General features: G+C 70.8%; 14 protein-coding genes. 7 read left to right on the top strand and 7 right to left on the bottom strand.

Annotation, left to right across the window (positions count from 1 at the left end):
* Positions 1 to 70: 70 nt before the first annotated feature.
* Positions 71 to 709 carry a PadR family transcriptional regulator gene (locus tag ACIP93_RS31965; protein ID WP_401764561.1) on the bottom strand — a complete coding sequence of 213 codons (639 nt, stop codon included), beginning with the start codon at positions 707 to 709 and terminating at the stop codon, positions 71 to 73.
* A gap of 171 nt (positions 710 to 880) precedes the next feature.
* On the opposite strand from ACIP93_RS31965, the gene ACIP93_RS31960 reads away from it, so the two are divergent.
* The 4 genes from ACIP93_RS31960 (at position 881) to ACIP93_RS31945 (ending at position 6,233) form a co-directional block, all read left to right on the top strand.
* On the top strand, positions 881 to 1,819 hold the full coding sequence (locus tag ACIP93_RS31960; protein WP_345219961.1) for an ATP-binding cassette domain-containing protein: 939 nt from the start codon (positions 881 to 883) through the stop codon (positions 1,817 to 1,819).
* Positions 1,816 to 2,658 carry an ABC transporter permease gene (locus ACIP93_RS31955; RefSeq protein ID WP_401764558.1) on the top strand — a complete coding sequence of 281 codons (843 nt, stop codon included), beginning with the start codon at positions 1,816 to 1,818 and terminating at the stop codon, positions 2,656 to 2,658. Before ACIP93_RS31960 ends, ACIP93_RS31955 begins: the two co-directional genes overlap by 4 nt.
* 113 nt (positions 2,659 to 2,771) lie before the next feature.
* Entirely contained in the window at positions 2,772 to 5,177 is a 2,406-nt protein-coding gene (locus tag ACIP93_RS31950; protein ID WP_401764555.1) for an ATP-binding cassette domain-containing protein, read from the top strand.
* A gap of 222 nt (positions 5,178 to 5,399) precedes the next feature.
* Positions 5,400 to 6,233 (top strand): N5-glutamine methyltransferase family protein, encoded by an 834-nt coding sequence (locus ACIP93_RS31945; protein WP_401764552.1) that lies wholly within the window; start codon positions 5,400 to 5,402, stop codon positions 6,231 to 6,233.
* Between the two features lie 120 nt (positions 6,234 to 6,353).
* On the opposite strand, the gene ACIP93_RS31940 is transcribed toward ACIP93_RS31945, so the two are convergent.
* Positions 6,354 to 7,223, bottom strand: coding sequence for an NAD(P)H-binding protein (locus ACIP93_RS31940; protein WP_401764549.1), 870 nt, complete (start codon positions 7,221 to 7,223; stop codon positions 6,354 to 6,356).
* A 170-nt stretch (positions 7,224 to 7,393) separates the two neighbouring features.
* Positions 7,394 to 7,834, bottom strand: a complete 441-nt coding sequence (locus ACIP93_RS31935) for a helix-turn-helix domain-containing protein (protein ID WP_345219966.1) — start codon at positions 7,832 to 7,834, stop codon at positions 7,394 to 7,396.
* A 427-nt stretch (positions 7,835 to 8,261) separates the two neighbouring features.
* Between ACIP93_RS31935 and ACIP93_RS31930 the strand changes: the two genes are divergently transcribed.
* Positions 8,262 to 9,761, top strand: coding sequence for a phage/plasmid primase, P4 family (locus ACIP93_RS31930; protein WP_401764716.1), 1,500 nt, complete (start codon positions 8,262 to 8,264; stop codon positions 9,759 to 9,761).
* Positions 9,762 to 10,169: 408 nt separating this feature from the next.
* Here ACIP93_RS31930 and ACIP93_RS31925 read toward each other — a convergent pair whose 3' ends face one another.
* The gene (locus tag ACIP93_RS31925; protein ID WP_401764546.1) at positions 10,170 to 11,273 is read right to left on the bottom strand and encodes a hypothetical protein; all 1,104 of its coding nucleotides are present in this window, start codon (positions 11,271 to 11,273) and stop codon (positions 10,170 to 10,172) included.
* A 791-nt stretch (positions 11,274 to 12,064) separates the two neighbouring features.
* Positions 12,065 to 12,847: an aminotransferase class IV family protein gene (locus ACIP93_RS31920; RefSeq protein ID WP_401764543.1), complete on the bottom strand. Its 783-nt coding sequence runs from the start codon at positions 12,845 to 12,847 to the stop codon at positions 12,065 to 12,067.
* 159 nt (positions 12,848 to 13,006) lie between these two features.
* Between ACIP93_RS31920 and ACIP93_RS31915 the strand changes: the two genes are divergently transcribed.
* Both ACIP93_RS31915 and ACIP93_RS31910 read left to right on the top strand, forming a co-directional pair.
* Complete coding sequence (locus ACIP93_RS31915; RefSeq protein ID WP_401764540.1) at positions 13,007 to 13,234, top strand: hypothetical protein; 228 nt, start codon at positions 13,007 to 13,009, stop codon at positions 13,232 to 13,234.
* Positions 13,231 to 13,959: a 4'-phosphopantetheinyl transferase superfamily protein gene (locus ACIP93_RS31910; RefSeq protein ID WP_345219971.1), complete on the top strand. Its 729-nt coding sequence runs from the start codon at positions 13,231 to 13,233 to the stop codon at positions 13,957 to 13,959. The genes ACIP93_RS31915 and ACIP93_RS31910 overlap by 4 nt, the downstream gene beginning before the upstream one ends.
* Here the strand turns inward: ACIP93_RS31910 and ACIP93_RS31905 are convergent.
* Positions 13,952 to 14,572 (bottom strand): LuxR C-terminal-related transcriptional regulator, encoded by a 621-nt coding sequence (locus ACIP93_RS31905; RefSeq protein ID WP_345219987.1) that lies wholly within the window; start codon positions 14,570 to 14,572, stop codon positions 13,952 to 13,954. The two genes, ACIP93_RS31910 and ACIP93_RS31905, sit on opposite strands and share 8 nt — an antisense overlap.
* A 431-nt stretch (positions 14,573 to 15,003) precedes the next feature.
* Complete coding sequence (locus ACIP93_RS31900) at positions 15,004 to 17,895, bottom strand: AAA family ATPase (protein WP_401764537.1); 2,892 nt, start codon at positions 17,893 to 17,895, stop codon at positions 15,004 to 15,006.
* Position 17,896 lies beyond the last annotated feature (1 nt).

The raw sequence follows: 17,896 nt of genomic DNA, 5'->3' as shown, positions 1-17,896 counted from the left end.
GGTGCGGAATATACCGGTCGTCCGGTTTCTTTGCCATCCCGAGAGGTGCCGAAGCGTCTCCGCCGCCCCGCTAGTGCACCCCCTTCGGCTGCCGCTCCGGCGCGAACGGGTTCGGCTCGTCGTCGGCGAGTACGCCCACGAAGGGGTCGCCCTCCCCGGCGAAGGTGTAGGCGCCGCTTTCGATCCTTTCGATCAGCCCGCGGGTCCAGCGCACACCGGCGTCGGCGGAGTGGACCCACAGGTTCATGATCTCGCCGATGTGACCGAGCTGTTCGGGCCCGGCCTCCGGCGTGTAGTACCCGGTGACGGCGGACCGCCACTGCTCCAGCCCGGAGACCCGCTCCTTCAGCAGGGCGATGGCCTCGCCGCGGGGCAGGTCGACGATGAAGCCGAGGCCGGCGGAGAGGTCGTCGGACTTCTGCTCGTGCGAGCTCAGGGCGTCGCGCAGCAGTCTGAAGTACTCCGCGGTGCCCTGCTCGTTGAGCTCGTACTCCACGCGGGGCGGGCCGCCTGCGGTGCTCGGCGCGATCTCGTGGGCGATGAGCAGCCCCTGCTTCGTCATCTGCTTGAGGGCGTGGTAGATCGAGCCCGGCTTGGCGCTCGACCACTCGTGGGCCCCCCAGTACTCAAGATCATTGCGCACCTGATAGCCGTGCGCCCGTCCGTGCTGGCGGACCGCGCCGAGAACCAGCAGCCGGATCGGTGACATGGGCGTCCTCCTTCTCCTCGTACACAGTTGTGCCCGGATGAGTTCTATCCAAGTTTGACTAGTCCCAAATCTACGGTACCTTCATCGCGACTAATCAAGTTTGACCAAACGGTGGTGAGGCCCTATGGTGGCATCACTAGTCAAGTTTATCCACTGACTGAGGAGGGCGCTTTGTCTGACCGCGATCTGGCGATCGTCGTCGAAGGCCTGCGCAAGAAGTACAAGGACAAGCAGGCTCTCGACGGCCTCGACCTCACGGTGCGGGCCGGGACCGTCCAGGGGATCCTCGGCCCCAACGGCGCCGGCAAGACCACGGCCGTCCGCATCATGTCCACCCTGCTGCGCGCCGACGAGGGACGCGTCGAGGTGGCGGGCATCGACGTGCGCACCCGCGCCGACGACGTGCGCTCGCAGATCGGGCTGCTCGGCCAGAACGCCGCCGTCGACGAGGAACTCAGCGGCCGCCAGAACCTGGAGATGTTCGGCCGCCTCTACCACCTCGGCGCCCGGCGCGCCGGAGCGCGGGCGGCCGAGCTGCTGGAGCAGTTCGGCCTCACCGAGACCGGCACCAAGGCCGTCAAGCAGTACAGCGGCGGCATGCGGCGGCGACTGGACCTGGCCGCGTCGCTGATCTCCCGGCCGCAGGTGCTCTTCCTGGACGAGCCCACCACCGGGCTCGACCCCCGCGGCCGCACGGAGGTGTGGAACGCGGTGCGCTCCCTGGTGGGCGGCGGTACGACCGTACTGCTGACCACGCAGTACCTGGAGGAGGCCGACCAGCTGGCCGACCAGATCGCGGTGATCAACCGCGGGCAGGTCATCGCCGAGGGCACCGCCGACGAACTGAAGACCAAGACCGGCGGCGACCGCATCGACGTCATCCTGCACGACGTGGCGCAGCTGGAGCGCGCCGCCGCCCTGCTGCCCGGCGCCGTGGACAAGGACGAGGACCGGCGGATGGTCAGTGCCTCGATCAGCAACCGGATGGCGGCCCTGACCGAGACGGTACGGGCGCTGCAGGAGGCCGGCATCGAGGCGGAGGACATCGCCGTGCGCCGGCCGACCCTCGACGAGGTCTTCATGCACCTGACGAAGGAGGAGGCGGCATGACCGCGACCCACCACGCACCCGCCACGGCCCCGGTGAGCACGACGCACGGGAGTGGTTCCAAGCTGAGCTGGGCGCTCGCCGACTCCTGGACGATGACCCGGCGCGAGCTGGCGCACTGGGCGCGCCAGCCCGTGCAGGTGGTCGTCGGGCTGGTCTTCCCGGTGATGATGCTGCTGATGTTCGGCTTCCTGATCGGCGGCGGCAAGGGCGTCGAGGGGGACTTCACGTCCTACCTGGTGCCCGGCATGCTCACCATGACCATGGCCTTCGGCCTTGAGGCGACCATGCTCTCGGTCACCCAGGACCTCGGCAAGGGCGTCATCGACCGGTTCCGTTCGATGCCGATGAACTCGGGCTCGATCCTGGTGGGCCGGAGCATCGCCGACATGTTGCAGTCGGTCGTCGGTCTGGCGGTGATGATCGGCGTCGGCGCCGCGATCGGCTGGCGCTGGAACAACGGCTTCGCCTCCTTCATGGGGGCCGTGGGCCTGCTGCTCCTGCTGCGGTTCGCGATGCTGTGGATCGGCCTCCACCTGGCGATGGTCGCGGGCAAGCCGGAGATGGTGCAGGCCGTGCAGATCCTGGTCTGGCCGATGGCCTTCCTCTCCAACGCCATCGCCACGCCCGCCTCGATGCCCGCCTGGCTCGGTGCGGTCGTCGAGTGGAACCCGATGTCGGCGACGGCCACCGCGGTGCGCGAACTGTTCGGCAACCAGAGCGCGGCCGGCGGCTCCTGGGCCGCGACCCACGCGGAGCTCCTGGCAGTGGCCTGGCCGCTGCTCCTGGTCGCGATCTTCTTCCCGCTGGCGGTCAAGAGGTTCCGGGACCTCAGCCGCTGACCCATGACCGGCCCCCCGGCCCTGCCCCCCGTCGGGGCCGGGGGGTCGCTTCCCGCGGTGCCACCGCCGTACCGCCCCTTCGGCCGCACCACAGCCTTGGAGAAAACAGGAACATGCCCCACACCTCCGCCACGTCCTCGCCCGTGCCGCACGCCGCCGACAGCCACGACCTGATCCGCGTCCACGGTGCGCGCCAGCACAACCTCAAGGACGTCAGCATCGCCCTGCCCAAGCGCAGGCTGACGGTGTTCACCGGGGTCTCCGGCTCGGGCAAGAGCTCGCTGGCGTTCGCCACGATCGCCGCCGAGTCCCAGCGGCTGATCAACGAGACCTACCCCTCGTTCGTACAGAACCTGATGCCCAGTCAGGCGCGGCCCGAGGTCGACGTCCTGGAGGGGCTGACGGCGGCGATCATCGTCGACCAGCAGCGGATGGGCTCCGACCCGCGCTCCACGGTGGGCACCGCGACCGACGCCAACGCCATGCTCCGCATCCTCTTCAGCCGTCTCGGCGACCCACACATCGGACCGCCGAGCGCGTACTCCTTCAACACCGCGTCGATCAGCGGAAGCGCCTCGATCACGGTGGCGGGCGGCGGCAACAAGACGGAAACGGCCGACTTCAGCCGCACCGGCGGCATGTGCACGCAGTGCGAGGGCCGGGGCACGGTCTCCGACATCGACCTCACTCAGCTGTACGACGACTCCAAGGCGATCGCCGAGGGCGCGTTCACCATCCCCGGCTGGAAGTCCGACAGCTGGTGGACGGTGCGCACGTACGCCGAATCCGGCATCCTCGACCCGCACAAGCCGATCCGCGAGTTCACCGAGCAGGAGATGCAGGACTTCCTGTACCGGGAGGCGACCAAGGTGAAGGCGGGTGACTCCACCGTCACCTACGAGGGACTGATCCCCAAGATCCAGAAGTCGTTCCTGTCCAAGGACCGGGCGTCGATGCAGCCCCACGTACGGGAGTTCGTGGACCGCGCGGTCACCTTCACCACCTGCCCCTCCTGCGAGGGGACCCGGCTCAGCGAGGGGGCCCGCTCCTCGAAGATCGGGCAGATCTCGATCGCGGACGCCTGCGCGATGGAGATCCGCGACCTGGCGAAGTGGGTGCGCGACCTGGACGAGCCCTCGGTGGCCCCGCTCCTCGACGCCCTGCGCCAGACCCTCGACTCGTTCGTGGAGATCGGGCTGGGCTATCTCTCGCTGGACCGGCCCTCGGGCACTCTCTCGGGCGGCGAGGCGCAGCGCGTCAAGATGATCCGCCACCTCGGCTCCTCGCTCACCGATGTGACGTACATCTTCGACGAGCCCACCGTCGGGCTGCACCCGCACGACATCCAGCGGATGAACGACCTGCTGCTGCGGCTGCGCGACAAGGGCAACACCGTCCTGGTCGTCGAGCACAAGCCGGAGACGATCGCCATCGCCGACCACGTCGTCGACCTCGGCCCCGGGCCGGGCTCGGCGGGCGGCACCATCTGCTTCGAAGGCTCGCTCGACGGGCTGCGCGCCTCCGACACCGTCACCGGGCGCCACCTCGACGACCGGGCCGCCCTGAAGGACACCGTCCGCACGCCCACCGGGGCGCTGGAGATCCGCGGTGCCACCGCGCACAACCTCCAGAACGTGGACGTCGACATTCCGCTCGGCATCCTCACCGTCGTCACGGGTGTCGCCGGTGCCGGCAAGAGCTCCCTGGTCCACTCCTCCATCCCCGCGGGCAAGGGCGTCATCTCGATCGACCAGAGCCCCATCCGTGGCTCCCGGCGCAGCAACCCGGCCACGTACACCGGTCTGCTCGAACCGATCCGCAAGGCCTTCGCCAAGGCCAACGGCGTCAAGCCCGCCCTGTTCAGCGCGAATTCCGCGGGCGCCTGCCCCACCTGCAACGGTGTCGGTGTCATCACCACCGACCTGGGCATCATGGCCGGTGTCTCCACTCCCTGCGAGGACTGCGACGGCAAGCGGTTCCAGGCCTCGGTCCTCGAACACCGCCTCGGCGGCCGCAACATCAGCGAGGTCCTCGCGATGTCGGTGACGGAGGCGGGGGAGTTCTTCGCCGCGGGCGAGGCCCGGCTTCCGGCAGCGCACAAGATCCTGGAACGCCTCGTGGAGGTCGGGCTCGGCTACCTCAGCCTCGGCCAGCCGCTCAACACGCTGTCCGGCGGCGAGCGGCAGCGGCTGAAGCTGGCCACGCACATGGGCGAGACCGGTGGCGTGTACGTCCTGGACGAGCCGACCACCGGGCTGCACCTGGCGGACGTCGCCCAGCTCCTGGGCCTGCTGGACCGGCTCGTGGAGTCCGGGAAGTCGGTCGTCGTCATCGAGCACCACCAGGCGGTGATGGCCCACGCCGACTGGATCATCGATCTGGGCCCCGGCGCGGGCCACGACGGCGGCCGCGTCGTCTTCGAGGGCACCCCCGCCGACCTCGTCGCCGCGCGCTCCACCCTCACCGGCGAGCACCTGGCCGAGTACCTCGCGGGGGCCGCGCAGGACGACCGGGCGTAGGGCGGCTCCGTGCCGCGGTCCTCGCGGGGGCCGCGGCACACCGTACCGGTGCACATCCGACAAGCGAAGGACAGGTCTGCTCGCGGGGCCGGCACGCACCGGCCCCCGCCACCCAGAGGGGATTGCCGTGACCGTACAGACATCCGGAACGTCCGAGGGACGGGAGCGGACCGGCCGGAACACCGTCCGCGCGTCTCGCGCCCGTGCTCGCGCGGTGCGGTCGTGACGACGGTGCTGCAGGAGCACGAGGCCTGTGAACGGGCCCGCACCCGCCTGACCGAGGCGGGCGTGTGGGACGTCGAGGGCGACCTGACCGCACTGCGAGCACGTTTCCTGACCGAGGAGTCGCCCCTGGCGCTGGCCCGCTTCGAGACCGCGGTGGCCGAGCGCTGCCGTCGCATCCCGCTCGGGCACCTCATCGGCGCGGTGCCCTTCGACGGTCTTGAACTCGTCGTCGGGAGCGGGGTGTTCGTGCCCCGGCACGAGAGCACCAGCGTGGTGGAGTGGGCGGCGTCCGAGGCGACGCTGCCGCGCGGCGGGAGAGTGCTGGACCTGTGCTCCGGCGTCGGGGCGCTGGGTCTGGCCCTGTCCAGGCGCCGCCCCGACGCGTCGGTGACGTGCGTGGAGCGCGACGACACCTGCTTGCAGTACCTGGCCCGCAACGCGGCACGCAACGAGTCGGTGCTGGGCCCGCTCTTCGTGCAGGCAGCCGATCTCACCGAGCCCGGCTGCCTGGACGCCCATCTGGGCGTCACCGACGTGGTCATGGCGAACCCGCCCTACGTCTCCCCGCTGTGGCGGCTGCTGCCCGAATGGTCCGAGCACCAGCCGCGGAGCGCCGTCTACAGCGGGGCCGACGGCCTCCTGCTGATCCGGCGCATCGTCGAGCTGTCGGCGGCGGTGCTGCGCCGGGGCGGGTGGCTGGCGATCGAGCACGACAAGGCACAGCCGGAGCAGGTGGGCGCGCTGCTGCGGGGCGACTTCTTCGAGGAGGTCACCACGCTTGCCGACACCGCGGGCGAACCGAGGATCACGGTGGCGCGGCGGGCCGGGTGAGCGGGGTGGGTCGTACGGGGTGAGGTCCGGGGACCGTACGGCGGTGACGGCTGAGCGTCGCGGACCGTACGGCGGTGACGGGTGCGCGCTGCGGATCGGATCGTACGGCAGCACCCGCCGTCAGCCGGACCGGAAGGCCCCCAGGTGGTCGGCGGCCCAGGTGCGGAAGTCCCCGGCCGGCCGGCCGAGGAGTGCGGGGGCCGTGCCGTCCACCTCGCTCTTGCCCCCCGCGCGCCCGCGTTCCGCGCTCTCCACCAGCGCCCCGGCGATCTCCGCGGAGTACCGTGCGGTCAACGCGGTACGCGCCTGCTCGACGTCCAGTTCCTCGAACCGGAGTGCACGGCCCAGCAGTTGGGCCAGTTGCCGCGTCCGGTCGACCGCACTGAGTGCCTCCGGCCCGGTCAACTGGTAGGCCATGCCCTCGTGTTCGGCCTTTTCGTGCTCGGCCCCGGCGAGCACCCGCACCGCCACCTCGGCGACGTCGCGCGGATCGACGCAGGCGTTGAGCGAGGTCCCGTACAGGGCCCGGACGGTGTTGTCCGTACGGATCGAGCGCGCCCAGGACAGGGTGTTGGACATGAAGGCGCGCGGGCGCAGCAGGGTCCAGGCCAGGCCGCTGTCGACCAGCAGTTGCTCGTTCCGGCGCTGCCACCGGGTGATCAGGTCGTCGGCCCCTTCGTCGGCAACCGCGGCCGCCGACAGCTTCACCACGTGCCGTACCCCGGCCGCCGCCGCCTCCCGCAGGAAGACCGCGTCGCCCGCTGCGGAGGGCACGGACAGCAGCAGGACCCGGCGCACTCCGCGCAGGGCCCCCGCCAGCGAGCGGGCGTCGGTGAAGTCGCCGCGGACGATCTCCGCCGACGCCGGGGCACCCGAGACCCGTGCGGGCTCCCTGGCCATGACACGCACCGGCAGTCCGGGGGCCAACTCGGGGAGCCTGCGGAGCACTTCCCTCCCGACGGTTCCGGTCGCTCCGGTCACCAGCAGCACGAGGTCGCCCTTCCGCCCAAGACTTTCCGCCCACAGACCTTCCGTGGCGACGCGACCGAAGTGATCCCGAGCGGTCCGAGTTGATCGGATCAGCGGAACCGGATCAAGGTCCAGACGATATCCGGACAACGGGAGGCACACAAGGAAGCCACCCGTGCGGTCCTCCCGCGCTAGCCCTTGTGCGTCAGGGGCGTCGGGGGCAGGCCTTCCAAGTCCCGTACGAGATCGATCACTTCGTTGATCGACTTGATGCTCTTCTGCGACAGTCCCGCGGTGCCCAGGGCGACATGCTGAACCTGGGCGTCCCGGAGCACGCCCAGCATGCCGGGGTCCACGTCGACGGTCTTGGTCACGGCGTCGTCGAAGAAGTACGCCGGGGACACGCCGAAGAAACGGGCCAGGCCTTCGAGGTGACGCAACGTCGGGTTGGCCCGCTGGCCCTTGCGCAGCAGCCAGATGTAGCTGCTGGAGATCTTGACGCCGTTCGCGGAGATCGCGCGGGCGACTTCCTCGGTGCTGTACGGAGCGTTTCCTGCTGGGACGACGACACTGAACAGATGGTTCAGTTTGTCGGCCAGCGATGAGCCCACCTCATCGCTTGCAGTGGTCACGGGGTCTCCCCTCTCGCACACATCACTTTATTCATCGTGCGGTGCGCGCGTCGAGTTCTGGAACAACGGGCACGGGTTGACTGCCCTGCCGCGCATTGCCTAGCGTGACGCTTCATCAACTGATGTGGACGTTGCGCCTCCAAGGTTTGCCATGCCAGTCGGAATCGACTGGCTGACGCGGCTGGCGAGGCCTTCGCGTTCTGACTGGGCTGGGGGGCAGGCCGGTGGGTGCACCTTGAAAGCTCCCGCTTCGGACCCATCGTCACCGGCAAGCGCGCACACGGGCGCGGAGCCGACGCGCTTCGACGCCCAGGCTGCCGCGCAGCAGACGTGCTTCGAGACCCAGGCGGCTCCGCCGCAGACGCGCTTCGACCCCCAAGTCGCCGCGCCGCAGACGCGCTTCGACGCCCAGGCTGCCGCGCAGCAGATGCACAGGCACCTGAGCAGTCCCGCGTCTCTCCCGCCGGTGGTCCGCTTCCCGTCGGCCCCTCTCGACGCGCAGTCCGCTCCGGCGGCCGCGACTGGCGGGTTCATGCCGGACGCGCTGACCGACCGGGGCAACGCGAAGCTCTTCGCCCGGCTGAACGCGCACCGGTTCCGCTACGTCCTGGGCATGGGCTGGCACATCTGGGACCAGTACCGGTGGAAGCGGGTCGGCGGTACGGAGGCCGCGGTGTGGGCCGCCGGCGACATGGCCGAGGGCATCCCCGAGCACGACCCCTACAACCGGTTCGACGACCGTTCCATCGCGGCACACCGCCGGTATTCCGCCTCCACCTCCGGGATGAAGGCGATGCTCTACCAGGCGCAGGCGGCTCCGGCCCTCCGGCTGGACCCCGGCCTCCTCGACGGCGACCCCTACGCCCTGTGCACCCCGGCCGGCACCGTCGACCTGCGCTCCGGTGAACTGCGTGCGCCGGACCCGCTCACGGACATGCACTCCCGTGCCACATCGGTGGCTCCGCAGAAAACGCCGACCCCCCGCTGGCACCGCTTCCTCCATGACACCTTCGGGGACGACGAGCGGGGTCTGGAGACGATCCGCTTCCTGCACCTGCTGCTCGGCTACTCGATCACCGGGGACGTCGGGGCGCAGGTCCTGCCGTTCCTGTACGGGCTGGGCGCCAACGGAAAATCGGTTCTGCTGGAGGTGCTCACGAGCCTGCTCGGGGACTACGCGAACGCGGCGCCCCCCGGCTTCCTGATGGAGAAGGGGAGGTTCTCCGAGCACTCCACGGAACTCACCGAACTGCACGGCAGACGCATCGTCGTCTGCTCCGAACTCAAGCCGAACGACAAGTTCAACGAGGCCCGGGTCAAGCTCCTCACCGGCGGCGACACCATAACCGCCCGCCGGATGCGGCAGGACTTCTTCACCTTCACCCCCACCCACAAACTCTGGCTGCTGGGCAACCACCGCCCCGAGGTCGGCACCGGCGGGTACGCCTTCTGGCGGCGCATGCGGATCATCCCGTTCGAGCGGCAGGTCCCCAACGACCGCAAGATCGACAATCTGGCCGCCGAGCTGGTCCACGACGAAGGCCCCGGCATCCTGTACTGGCTCATCGAGGGAGCCATGCAGTACCTCGCCACCCGGGACCCGCTGACGGGGCCCGCCACGGTCCGGGTGGCCACCGCCGCCTACCAGGCCACCGAGGACCACATCGGCCGCTTCCTCCAGGAGTGCTGCCGGCGGGGCAACGGCCAGGAGCTGCGTGTCGAGCAGAAGCTGCTGTACGAGACCTACGGGCGCTGGTGTTCCGAGGAAGGCATCCGCCCCTCGACGAGCAGGGCCTTCGCGAGCCGTATCCGGCAGGAGATCGGCCTGGCCTCCCCGTCCGGAATGATCAAGAACAACGTCACGAAGCTCTACCCGGGGCTGGGCCTGCTCGGCGCGTACGCCCGCACCCGGGACCAGGCCCCGTAACCGTCCGTCCCGGCCCCGTCCCGGACATCCTGGCTGCTTGCCCGACGCCGGCCCCGTCCTGCTGGGGTTGACGCGACCGTTGGGGTTCACGGGACCGACGGGACCGACGGGACTCAACCTGCCGTTATGAGCCACTGAGCACTGCACGCTCCTTGTGGCTTCCTCATGTGCGCGCGCGTAAGGACACAGGGGCTGTGCGGCTGATAAGTGCAACCTTGAGTCCCGTCAGTCCCGTTCAGGCCGCCGCGTATGCGTTGACCTGGGCTTTTGGTGACGGGACCGGCCCGGCGGGACCGGCCCGGCGGGACCAGGGCCGCCGCGACCGGGCCGCCCGCCCTCCGGCGCGCCACACTTCCGGCAAATCCGTGGGCGAGTCCCGTCGGCCCCGTTCAGCCCCGTGAGGCCCCGTCAGCTCCGTTCAGCCCCGTGGGCCGGCTGATCCGGGAGGGGCTCCGCCGTGACGGCGCGCCGCAGTTGCTCCATCCTGGTCGGCATCGGTTCCCACCCGCGCTCTCCGGCCATCACCCAGTTCAGGGCGGTCATTCCGCGGGCGAAGGCCTGGGTCAGGCCTTGCGGGCGCAGGGTGATGCCCGGCGGTCCGGCTTTGGTGGGCACCAGGGTCACCCACAATCCGGTCTGGCCCCCCTGCAACGGCCCCGAGTCGATCAGTTGCCGTCGAACGTCGAGCCAGCGTCGTACGGCTGCCTGCGCCCCCTTCCCGAGGGCGTACCACTCGACTTCGGGCAGGGGATCCACCGTGTTCCGTGCCGCCACGATGCGTTGGCGGGTGGCTTCGGAAACCTGGTGGCGCTGCCCCCACAGCACCGCGCGTACGGACGCGGGGCCGGCCTCGGCGAGTTCGGCGATCTTCTCCGCCTGGTTCGGCGGGCCCTTCTGCTGCCTGCGACGCAGTCCCACGGCCCGCTCGCCGGAAGCCAGGTCGGTCAGTCGCAGGGCGGCCAACTCGCCGGACCTGGGGGCGGCCGCAAGCACGATCGCGACCATGGCCAGCAGCCGCGTACGGTCTTCGAAGGTCAGCGCAATGCCGTCCCGCTCCAGTGGCCCCGCCGCGGCCAGGTCCGCCAGCCGCGGGTAGAGCGTGCCGAGTGCTTCCGGGCGCACCGAGGGCTTGAGGTCGCTCTGGGGTATCGACGGCAGCCACACATCCGTACGGTCGGGTGCCGCCAACTGGGAGAGGATCTTCAGGCAGTCCCGGACGATCCGCTGTGTCGCGAGCGGCAGTTCGGCGGGCCGCCCGTGCTCCGGTGCGAGCTTGCGAAGGCTTCCGTCCTGAGCCAGCTCCCAGAACGTGCGGAGCGCCGGAGTGGTGAAGAGCTGTGCCGCCGTACGGTGGGCGTGTTCGGGGAACTGTCCGTGGCCCAATGCCCGGTCCCACATCCCCACGACCATCCACAGCTGACGGGCACGTCCCTGGGAGACCTTCACCGGAACACCGACCGGCCCGATCACGGGTTCCCTGGCTTCCCAGAGCTCGGCACTGCGTGGTGCCACGCGCATGAGAGCTTCGGCCAATTGGGACACGGACCGTACCCGGTACGGATGTTGCTGCATGAGCACCTCCTGACCCACCCCATTCTCCTTACCCCTCTCCCCCTCTCCCCCACTCCCCAGTGACGTTTCACCTGGACGGTGGGCCCAGGGGGAACGCGGAGCGTTCCCGGTGAACAACGGAGTTGTTCATGGGCCGGCGGAGCCGGCCAGGGCTGGCCGCGCGGAGCGCGGGAAGGCTTTCCGCCGCGTAGCGGCGGCGCGTCGTGTCGGCGGAGCCGACCGCGCGCAAGAAGGAGGGAGCTGTCCGACACGACCGGGCTGTCCCCCGGCGGAGCAAGGTCATGTTATTTAAAGAGGAAATCGCACACGCTCCCGCCTGGGCCGCGGAAGGTCACGTCTCGACCGCCCCCGGCCCTGCGGCGATCCTCAGCTCGTGGTCGAAGACGTCAGTTGCACACGACGTTCGGCCGCGCCGGCAGGCAGCGTCCAAGCGGTGTCGAACGGGTGGAGAAGCTGCGCGTCCAGCTCCCCCGCGCCGAGGGCTCGGCCCTGCCTTCGCCGTCCTCGCAGCCGAGTTCCTCGGCACTGCGTCACCGCTCACCAGGTGACCGCCCCGAAGGCCGACGCGGATGCGGCCTCGCTCTCCCGGGGGGGGCGGGGCATCGGGAGGGCTGATCCCCGAGGGAGCATCACCCGGCAAGGCCCACGCAGAAGCCGCGCACCAGCCCGTCCCACCCCGCCGCGCGACTTCCACGTGGGCGTCCACGGCTGAATCAACGCATGGACAGGTACTACAGCGTCTCGCCGGGAATGGCCAGATAACTCTCACGGAGCAGCCTCAACACCTCTTCCTCGCCGGGCAGTTCGACGTCGTCCACTGCGGCAACAGGGCGCACGCCGATGCTCGTGTTCGTCGCGAACGCCGCCACCGCGGCTTTGGCAGCCGTCAGGGAGACATCGGCGACCCGATGATCGTGGTGTCTTTGGAGCAGGGCCATGGTCACTCCGGGCAGCACCGGGGCCTGCGGCCAGATCACGGTCCCGGAGTCATCGACGAAACCCACGTTCCAGGTGCTGCCCTCACTGACGAACCCGTCGCGGCCGACGAACAACGCATCGTCGAATCCGGCGGTCTGCGCCATGCCGCGGGCGTGCAGGGACCCGAACAGACCCACGTGCTTGACCTCGGGGAGATCGCGTTCGTACGGCACGCTCATCACCCGCAGCGGCGTCGTGGGGAACTCCCCCGCACCCCGTACGGATACCAGGATGCGCGGGTGGTCCGCGTCCGCCGGGCGCCCCAGGTCGACGCCGGGGTCGTAGACCGTCACGCGCACGGTGCACGGTCCGCTCCGTCCGTCCAGGCACTGACGGGCGTAGTCCCGGACGCGTTCGCGGTCCAGCTCGGCGCCCCACACGATGCGGCAGTCCTTCACGAGGCGTTCCAGGTGGCGGGAGAGACCGCGGACCCGGCCGTCGGCGTCCACGCGCATGGTCGTGAAGTGGCCCATGTTGACCAGGGCCAGGGGGAGCAGATCGTCGGCGGACACGGGTCTTCCGTTCAGCGTCATCATGCCGCTCAGCATGTCAGGGGGGTGAAATGCCGTGCACAGGGGTCCTGTTGGGGTTCTTCGCTCCCGCGCGCCGTCCGTCGGCCCGCGGAAAGTCCCTACGGGTTTCACTAGCCCGGCGTCCGTAGCCTCGAAGCCTGGTGACGGGTGAGGGGTGAGGTCATGGTGTCGAACGGGTCGACGGGCGTGCACGGGCTGCTGGCCTGGGTCGGCGACCTGCATTCGCTGAACTCCGTGCTGGCGTGGGAACCCGTCCCGGACGCCCCGGCCCGGAGCCCGGCGGGGGTCGGACCGACGGCCGACACCCCGCAGTGGGCCGCCGTCCTGACTGGCTGCTGGCCGCGGATGGACCGTGCGGTGTCCGTTCCTACCAAGACAGGTTCCGCATGATCGAGCGCGTTCTCCCCGGGTCGGCAGTCGGCGTCGAAACGTTCGGCGACCTGACCGATGCCCTGCTGCATCCGTTGGAGGCCTTGGTCGTACGGCAGGCGACCGGTGCCCGGCGGAGGGAGTTCGCCACCGGGCGGTGGTGCGCGCGGCAGGCGCTGATCGGGCTGCACGTCCCCGAGGGGCCGTTGCTGCCCGGTCGGCACCACGCTCCCTGCTGGCCGTCGGGTGTGGTGGGGAGCATCACGCACTGCGCCGGGTACCGGGCGGCTGCCGTGGCGCGCAGCTCGGAGGTGCGCATGCTCGGTGTCGACGCCGAACCCCACGCGCCCCTGCCCGAGGGGGTGCTGGAGAGCATCGCGCTCCCGGAGGAGCAGGCGATGGTGGACGAACTGGGTGTCGTCGCACCGGACGTGCACTGGGACCGGCTGCTTTTCAGCCTCAAGGAGACCGTGTACAAGGCATGGTATCCGGCGACCTCCCGCCGCCTGGAGTTCGAGGACGCGCGCATCTCGATCGACGCTCCCGCCTCGACGTATTCCGCACGCGTTCTCGTGCCTTCGCCGCTGCGGCAGTCCGGGCGTCCGCTCGACCGGCTGGACGGCCGCTGGCTGGTCAGCGACGGCCTCCTGGTGGCAGCGCTCGCGGTGCCCGCGGAGGACGCGGCCAGGGCGGCCGGGCCTTGCGGCACCGACTGCTCCCGGCACGCCCCGGCAGCGACTACTTGACGAAGTCCTCGACCACCCTGGGGGGCCACACGCCCACCTTCAGCACGCCCATGGAGTACGCCCGCGAGACCAGCGCCGCCCGGTTGGGCACCCGCAGCTTGCGGAACAGGCAGGTGACGTGGTACTCGACGCCCTGGCGGCTGAGGTAGAGGCGAGCGGCGAGCGGCACGGTCGAGACGCCGGCCGCGATTCCTTCGAGTATCCGGGCGTCGACCTCGCTGAGCATCTTCTTCCGGCTCGGCATGACATCGATGTCTACGGGCTCGTCGGAGGTCATCATCACCCAGATCGCCGACACGTCCGGGGTGCTGCTGCGCACCGCGCAGGCCGAGAGGGAGGCCGTGAAGGCCTGGCCGTCGCGTCCGACCGCGAGCATCTCACCGGTGAAGCGGTCGCGTCTGCCCTCGGTGAGCCCGGAGAACTTGCGCAGCAGCGGTTGGTGCGCGCTGGGATGCACCAGATCGGCGAACGGGCGGCCGCAGGGCTGCGCCGAGTCCCCGCCGAACCGTGCGAAGAACTCCTGATTCGCCTGCTGCACCGTCAGGTTTCGGTCGAGGCAGACCATGGAGACACCCGGTTGGTCGAACAGCGGCCCCTCCCCGGGCGGGATCATCGGGGCGGCCAGGCCCTGCGCCGTGGTCTGCGGCGCGTGTGTCGGCGCGAGTACGGAAGTCGCCATGGAAATCTCTGTCCTTTCATGGCGTGAGATGGTGCGAAACGACTGGGTGAAATCCCCCTGAGTCCATGCGGTCCCGATATCGAGGGGACCTGCCAGAACTGAACTCTGTTGAGAACGTTAATTAGTTGACTTCACACCGGTCAACGCTCCGGGGCCGTCGGCGGTCAACACTGTGGTCCTCGCGCCGGAGGGTGCGGTACGGCTTCCGCGCTTCGGTGGTTCGGTACGGTACGGTCCCGTCGCACCGCAGGTCAGCAGAGCGCAAGGCATATGGCGGGGCCTCCGGGTGCCGAACCGGGCGGGCCACCGAAGCGGGTGCGCCGGGCACCGCACCATGGGACGGGGACCGCAGTGCACCGCACCGCTCAGGCACGCGCGGAAATCTTCCCCGCACCCGCCATGAGGGCGAGCAGTTGTACGCGTCCTGAAATCCCCAGTTTTCGATAGGAGTTCGTCAGATGTTTCTCCACCACTCGGCAACCGACGCCGAGTTCGGCGGCGATGGCTTGATTGGTCAGACCGCTGCCCGCCAGAGCGACCACCCTCGATTCGGTGGGGGTGAGGGTCGGTTCGGGCTGCGGGCCGGCCGGACCGGGCCGGTCCTGCTCGGCCTTCCAGGGCACCCCGCAGGCCATGGCGAGCGTCGCTGACTCGCACTGCAACTCGCGCGCCTCGGCACCCACCCGCACCGCACGGGCCAAGGCCCGCAGCGCCCTCGCCAGTTCCAGCTCGTGGGCCGACCCCCGCAGCACATGCACCGCGTCGCGCAGCAGAGCCGTACCCTCGCTGCCGCCACGCAGGCCGCCGCGCAGTTGCTGGGCGCGGCCGATCGCGACGGGCGCGCCCAGGATGCAGGCCTGCGCGTACTCCTCCTCGGCGAGCGCACGGGCGGATTCCAGGTCGCCGCGGCGCTGCATGAGCCGGATCGCGCGGGGCCGCCACGGGAACAGCACCGGGTTCCGCCAGCCGACCGCCTCCAGTCGGCGTCCGCAGGCGAGAACGGTGTCCAGCGCCACGGCGAACTCGCCGCGCGCGGAGTGCGACTGAGCCTCCGTCAGGCGCAGCAATGTGGTGCAGACCAGGTCGTCCGCCGTGCGCCGGCCGCCGGCTCCGGCCCGTACCCGCTCGCCGAGGGCGATGTCCCCGGACTCCAGGGCCACGGCAGCGAGCGCGGCGACGGCGCTCGCGGCGCTGTCCCCGTGCCGATCGCTCATGGCGTACTCGAAGGCCGACTCGGCATGCTCGCGCGCGTGCGTCAGCCGACCCCTGGCCAGAAGGACCGTGGCGAGTCCGACGTGGCTCACGGGGTCCGTCGCTTCACCGGCCGTGCGCCGGTGACGCTCGCGGGCGGCCAGCCAGTCGGCCAGGACGTCGATCCGGTCGGCACCGGTGAACACCGCCGTCAGCAGCGGCAGTACGGCCGGGACTCCGGGGCCGGTGGCGGGCACCCGCTCCAGGACGCGCGCGGCCTGCCGGGCGGCCTCGTGCGCGGGCAGCCGGCCGCTGAGTGCGGCCGCGTGCAGGAGGACGGCGAGGAGCTCGCGTTCGGCGCCCGTACCGACGGCCGGTTCCTCGGGCCGCTCGCCCAGCCGGCGCACCGCAGCGGCGAGTTCGGCGGGGTCCTGCCGGGCGCTGTGCCGCAGCCGGGCCTCCAGCCGCAGGGCCGTTCCGCGTGCCGGGTCGGCAAGCCGGTCCGCGGGGCCGAGGCCCGCGGCGGCCTGCCGGAGGATCTCGACGCCTGTGGGGCTGACCGCAGAGAGGAAGTCCGGTGCGATCCGCAGTGCGGCAGCGGCCCGGTCGTGCGGTGTTTCCAGCAGGGCCACCGCCTGGCCGATGTGGCGTTCGCAGGCGGCGCTGTCGTAGGCGTTCTCCGCCGTCGCCAAATCGATCAGCAGGAGCGCGCGTTCCTCGCCCTGCTCGGGGCTGTCGAGCAGGGGGCGCCGCAGGAAGCGGGCGGCCTCCTGCGGGGCTCCCCGGCGCAGGGCCGAGTCCGCCGCGGTGCGCAGGACGGTGCCGGACCAGCCGTCGCCGAGGGTGTTGGCCGCCAGGAGCTGGACGGCGACCTCCTCGGCCGGGTGTCCCACCTCGTGCAGCAGCAGGGCCGCACGCGCGTGCCAACTGCCGTACTCTGTCATGGACATGATAGCCTTGGCCGCGTCCCTGACCACCGGGTGGACGAAGTCGGGAACGCCCTCGGCCGCGAGCAGTCCGAGCCGGTGCAGGACGCCCAGGGCGCAGGACTCGCCGACCTCGTCGAGGCCGGCCAGCCGGCCGGCGAGCCCGGGGGCGGCCGTCCCGCCGAGTACCGCCATCGCGGCGGCGAGATCGCGGACCGGCGTGGCCTGCGCACGCAGACAGTCCGCGAGCCGTTCGCGCAGCGGCGCGGGTCTGAGCGCCGCGACCGCCCCGGCCTGCGTCGCGCGGGGCCGCGCCCCGGCGGCGTCCAGAGCCGGCAGCAGCGCGCGCAGGAATACCGGATTCCCGCCGGACGCCCGGTGGCAGGCCCCGAGGAACTCCTCCTCACCGCTCTCGCCGAACTGTTCGCGCACCAGCTGTCCGGTGGCCGCGGACGACAGTGGGGCCAGCCGCGTCACCTGCGTGGCGGCATCGGTCACCGCGCACACCAGCGGGTGCCGGGCGCGCGGGTCACCGTCGCGCAGGGTGCAGACGAGGACCGCCCGCACGTCGTGCAGGCGGCCCGCGAGGTAGGACAGGAGCTCCAGCGACCGGGCGTCGGCCCACTGGAGGTCGTCGACGAGGATCAGAAGGGGCCGTGCCCGGCCGAGCCGGGTCAGCAGCGTGCGCAGGTCCGGCAGGATGGAGTCGAGCGGCGCCGACGGATCGTCCATGCCTGCGGGCAGCAGGTCTTCGGGGCGGGGGCCCTCGTCGGGCGGGAAGGCGGGTGCTTCCCCGGCCGGGGCGTCGTACCCGGCCAGGGCGCCGGGCGGCACCGGCGCACCTGGCTCACCCGGATCGCCGGATGCGTGAGAGGCATCCAGATCGTCCGAAGCGTCCAGGGTCAGGCTGTCGAAGAGCTGGTGCACCACGCCGAAGGCGAAGTCCTGTTCCATGACCGCCGCATTGGCGCGCATGACGCGCACGTGCTGGACGTCGAGCCGTCTGGGCAGCTCTCGCAGCCAGCTGGATCTGCCGATGCCGAGGGGTCCGGCGAACAGAAGGAGCGAGGACCTCCCGTCTGCCGCGGCGTGCAGGGCTTCCTGCACCGAAGCCGTCTCGGACGTCCGTTCGAGGAGCATG

It is taken from the genome of Streptomyces sp. NPDC088745 (genome assembly GCF_044751045.1).
GTDB classification, from domain to species: Bacteria; Actinomycetota; Actinomycetes; order Streptomycetales; family Streptomycetaceae; genus Streptomyces; species Streptomyces cremeus.
Note: the sequence above shows the minus strand (reverse complement) of the source record. Positions and strands in the feature narration are given on the sequence as shown.

Bases quoted from the DNA above. Each gene is read 5' to 3' on its own strand.
- ACIP93_RS31930 (WP_401764716.1), top strand. From the start codon at position 8,262: ATGCACAGGCACCTGAGCAGTCCCGCGTCTCTCCCGCCGGTGGTCCGC.
- ACIP93_RS31950 (WP_401764555.1), top strand. From the start codon at position 2,772: ATGCCCCACACCTCCGCCACGTCCTCGCCCGTGCCGCACGCCGCCGAC.
- ACIP93_RS31920 (WP_401764543.1), bottom strand. From the start codon at position 12,847: ATGATGACGCTGAACGGAAGACCCGTGTCCGCCGACGATCTGCTCCCC.
- ACIP93_RS31910 (WP_345219971.1), top strand. From the start codon at position 13,231: ATGATCGAGCGCGTTCTCCCCGGGTCGGCAGTCGGCGTCGAAACGTTC.
- ACIP93_RS31900 (WP_401764537.1), bottom strand. From the start codon at position 17,895: ATGCTCCTCGAACGGACGTCCGAGACGGCTTCGGTGCAGGAAGCCCTG.
- ACIP93_RS31915 (WP_401764540.1), top strand. From the start codon at position 13,007: ATGGTGTCGAACGGGTCGACGGGCGTGCACGGGCTGCTGGCCTGGGTC.
- ACIP93_RS31905 (WP_345219987.1), bottom strand. From the start codon at position 14,572: ATGATCCCGCCCGGGGAGGGGCCGCTGTTCGACCAACCGGGTGTCTCC.
- ACIP93_RS31965 (WP_401764561.1), bottom strand. From the start codon at position 709: ATGTCACCGATCCGGCTGCTGGTTCTCGGCGCGGTCCGCCAGCACGGA.
- ACIP93_RS31955 (WP_401764558.1), top strand. From the start codon at position 1,816: ATGACCGCGACCCACCACGCACCCGCCACGGCCCCGGTGAGCACGACG.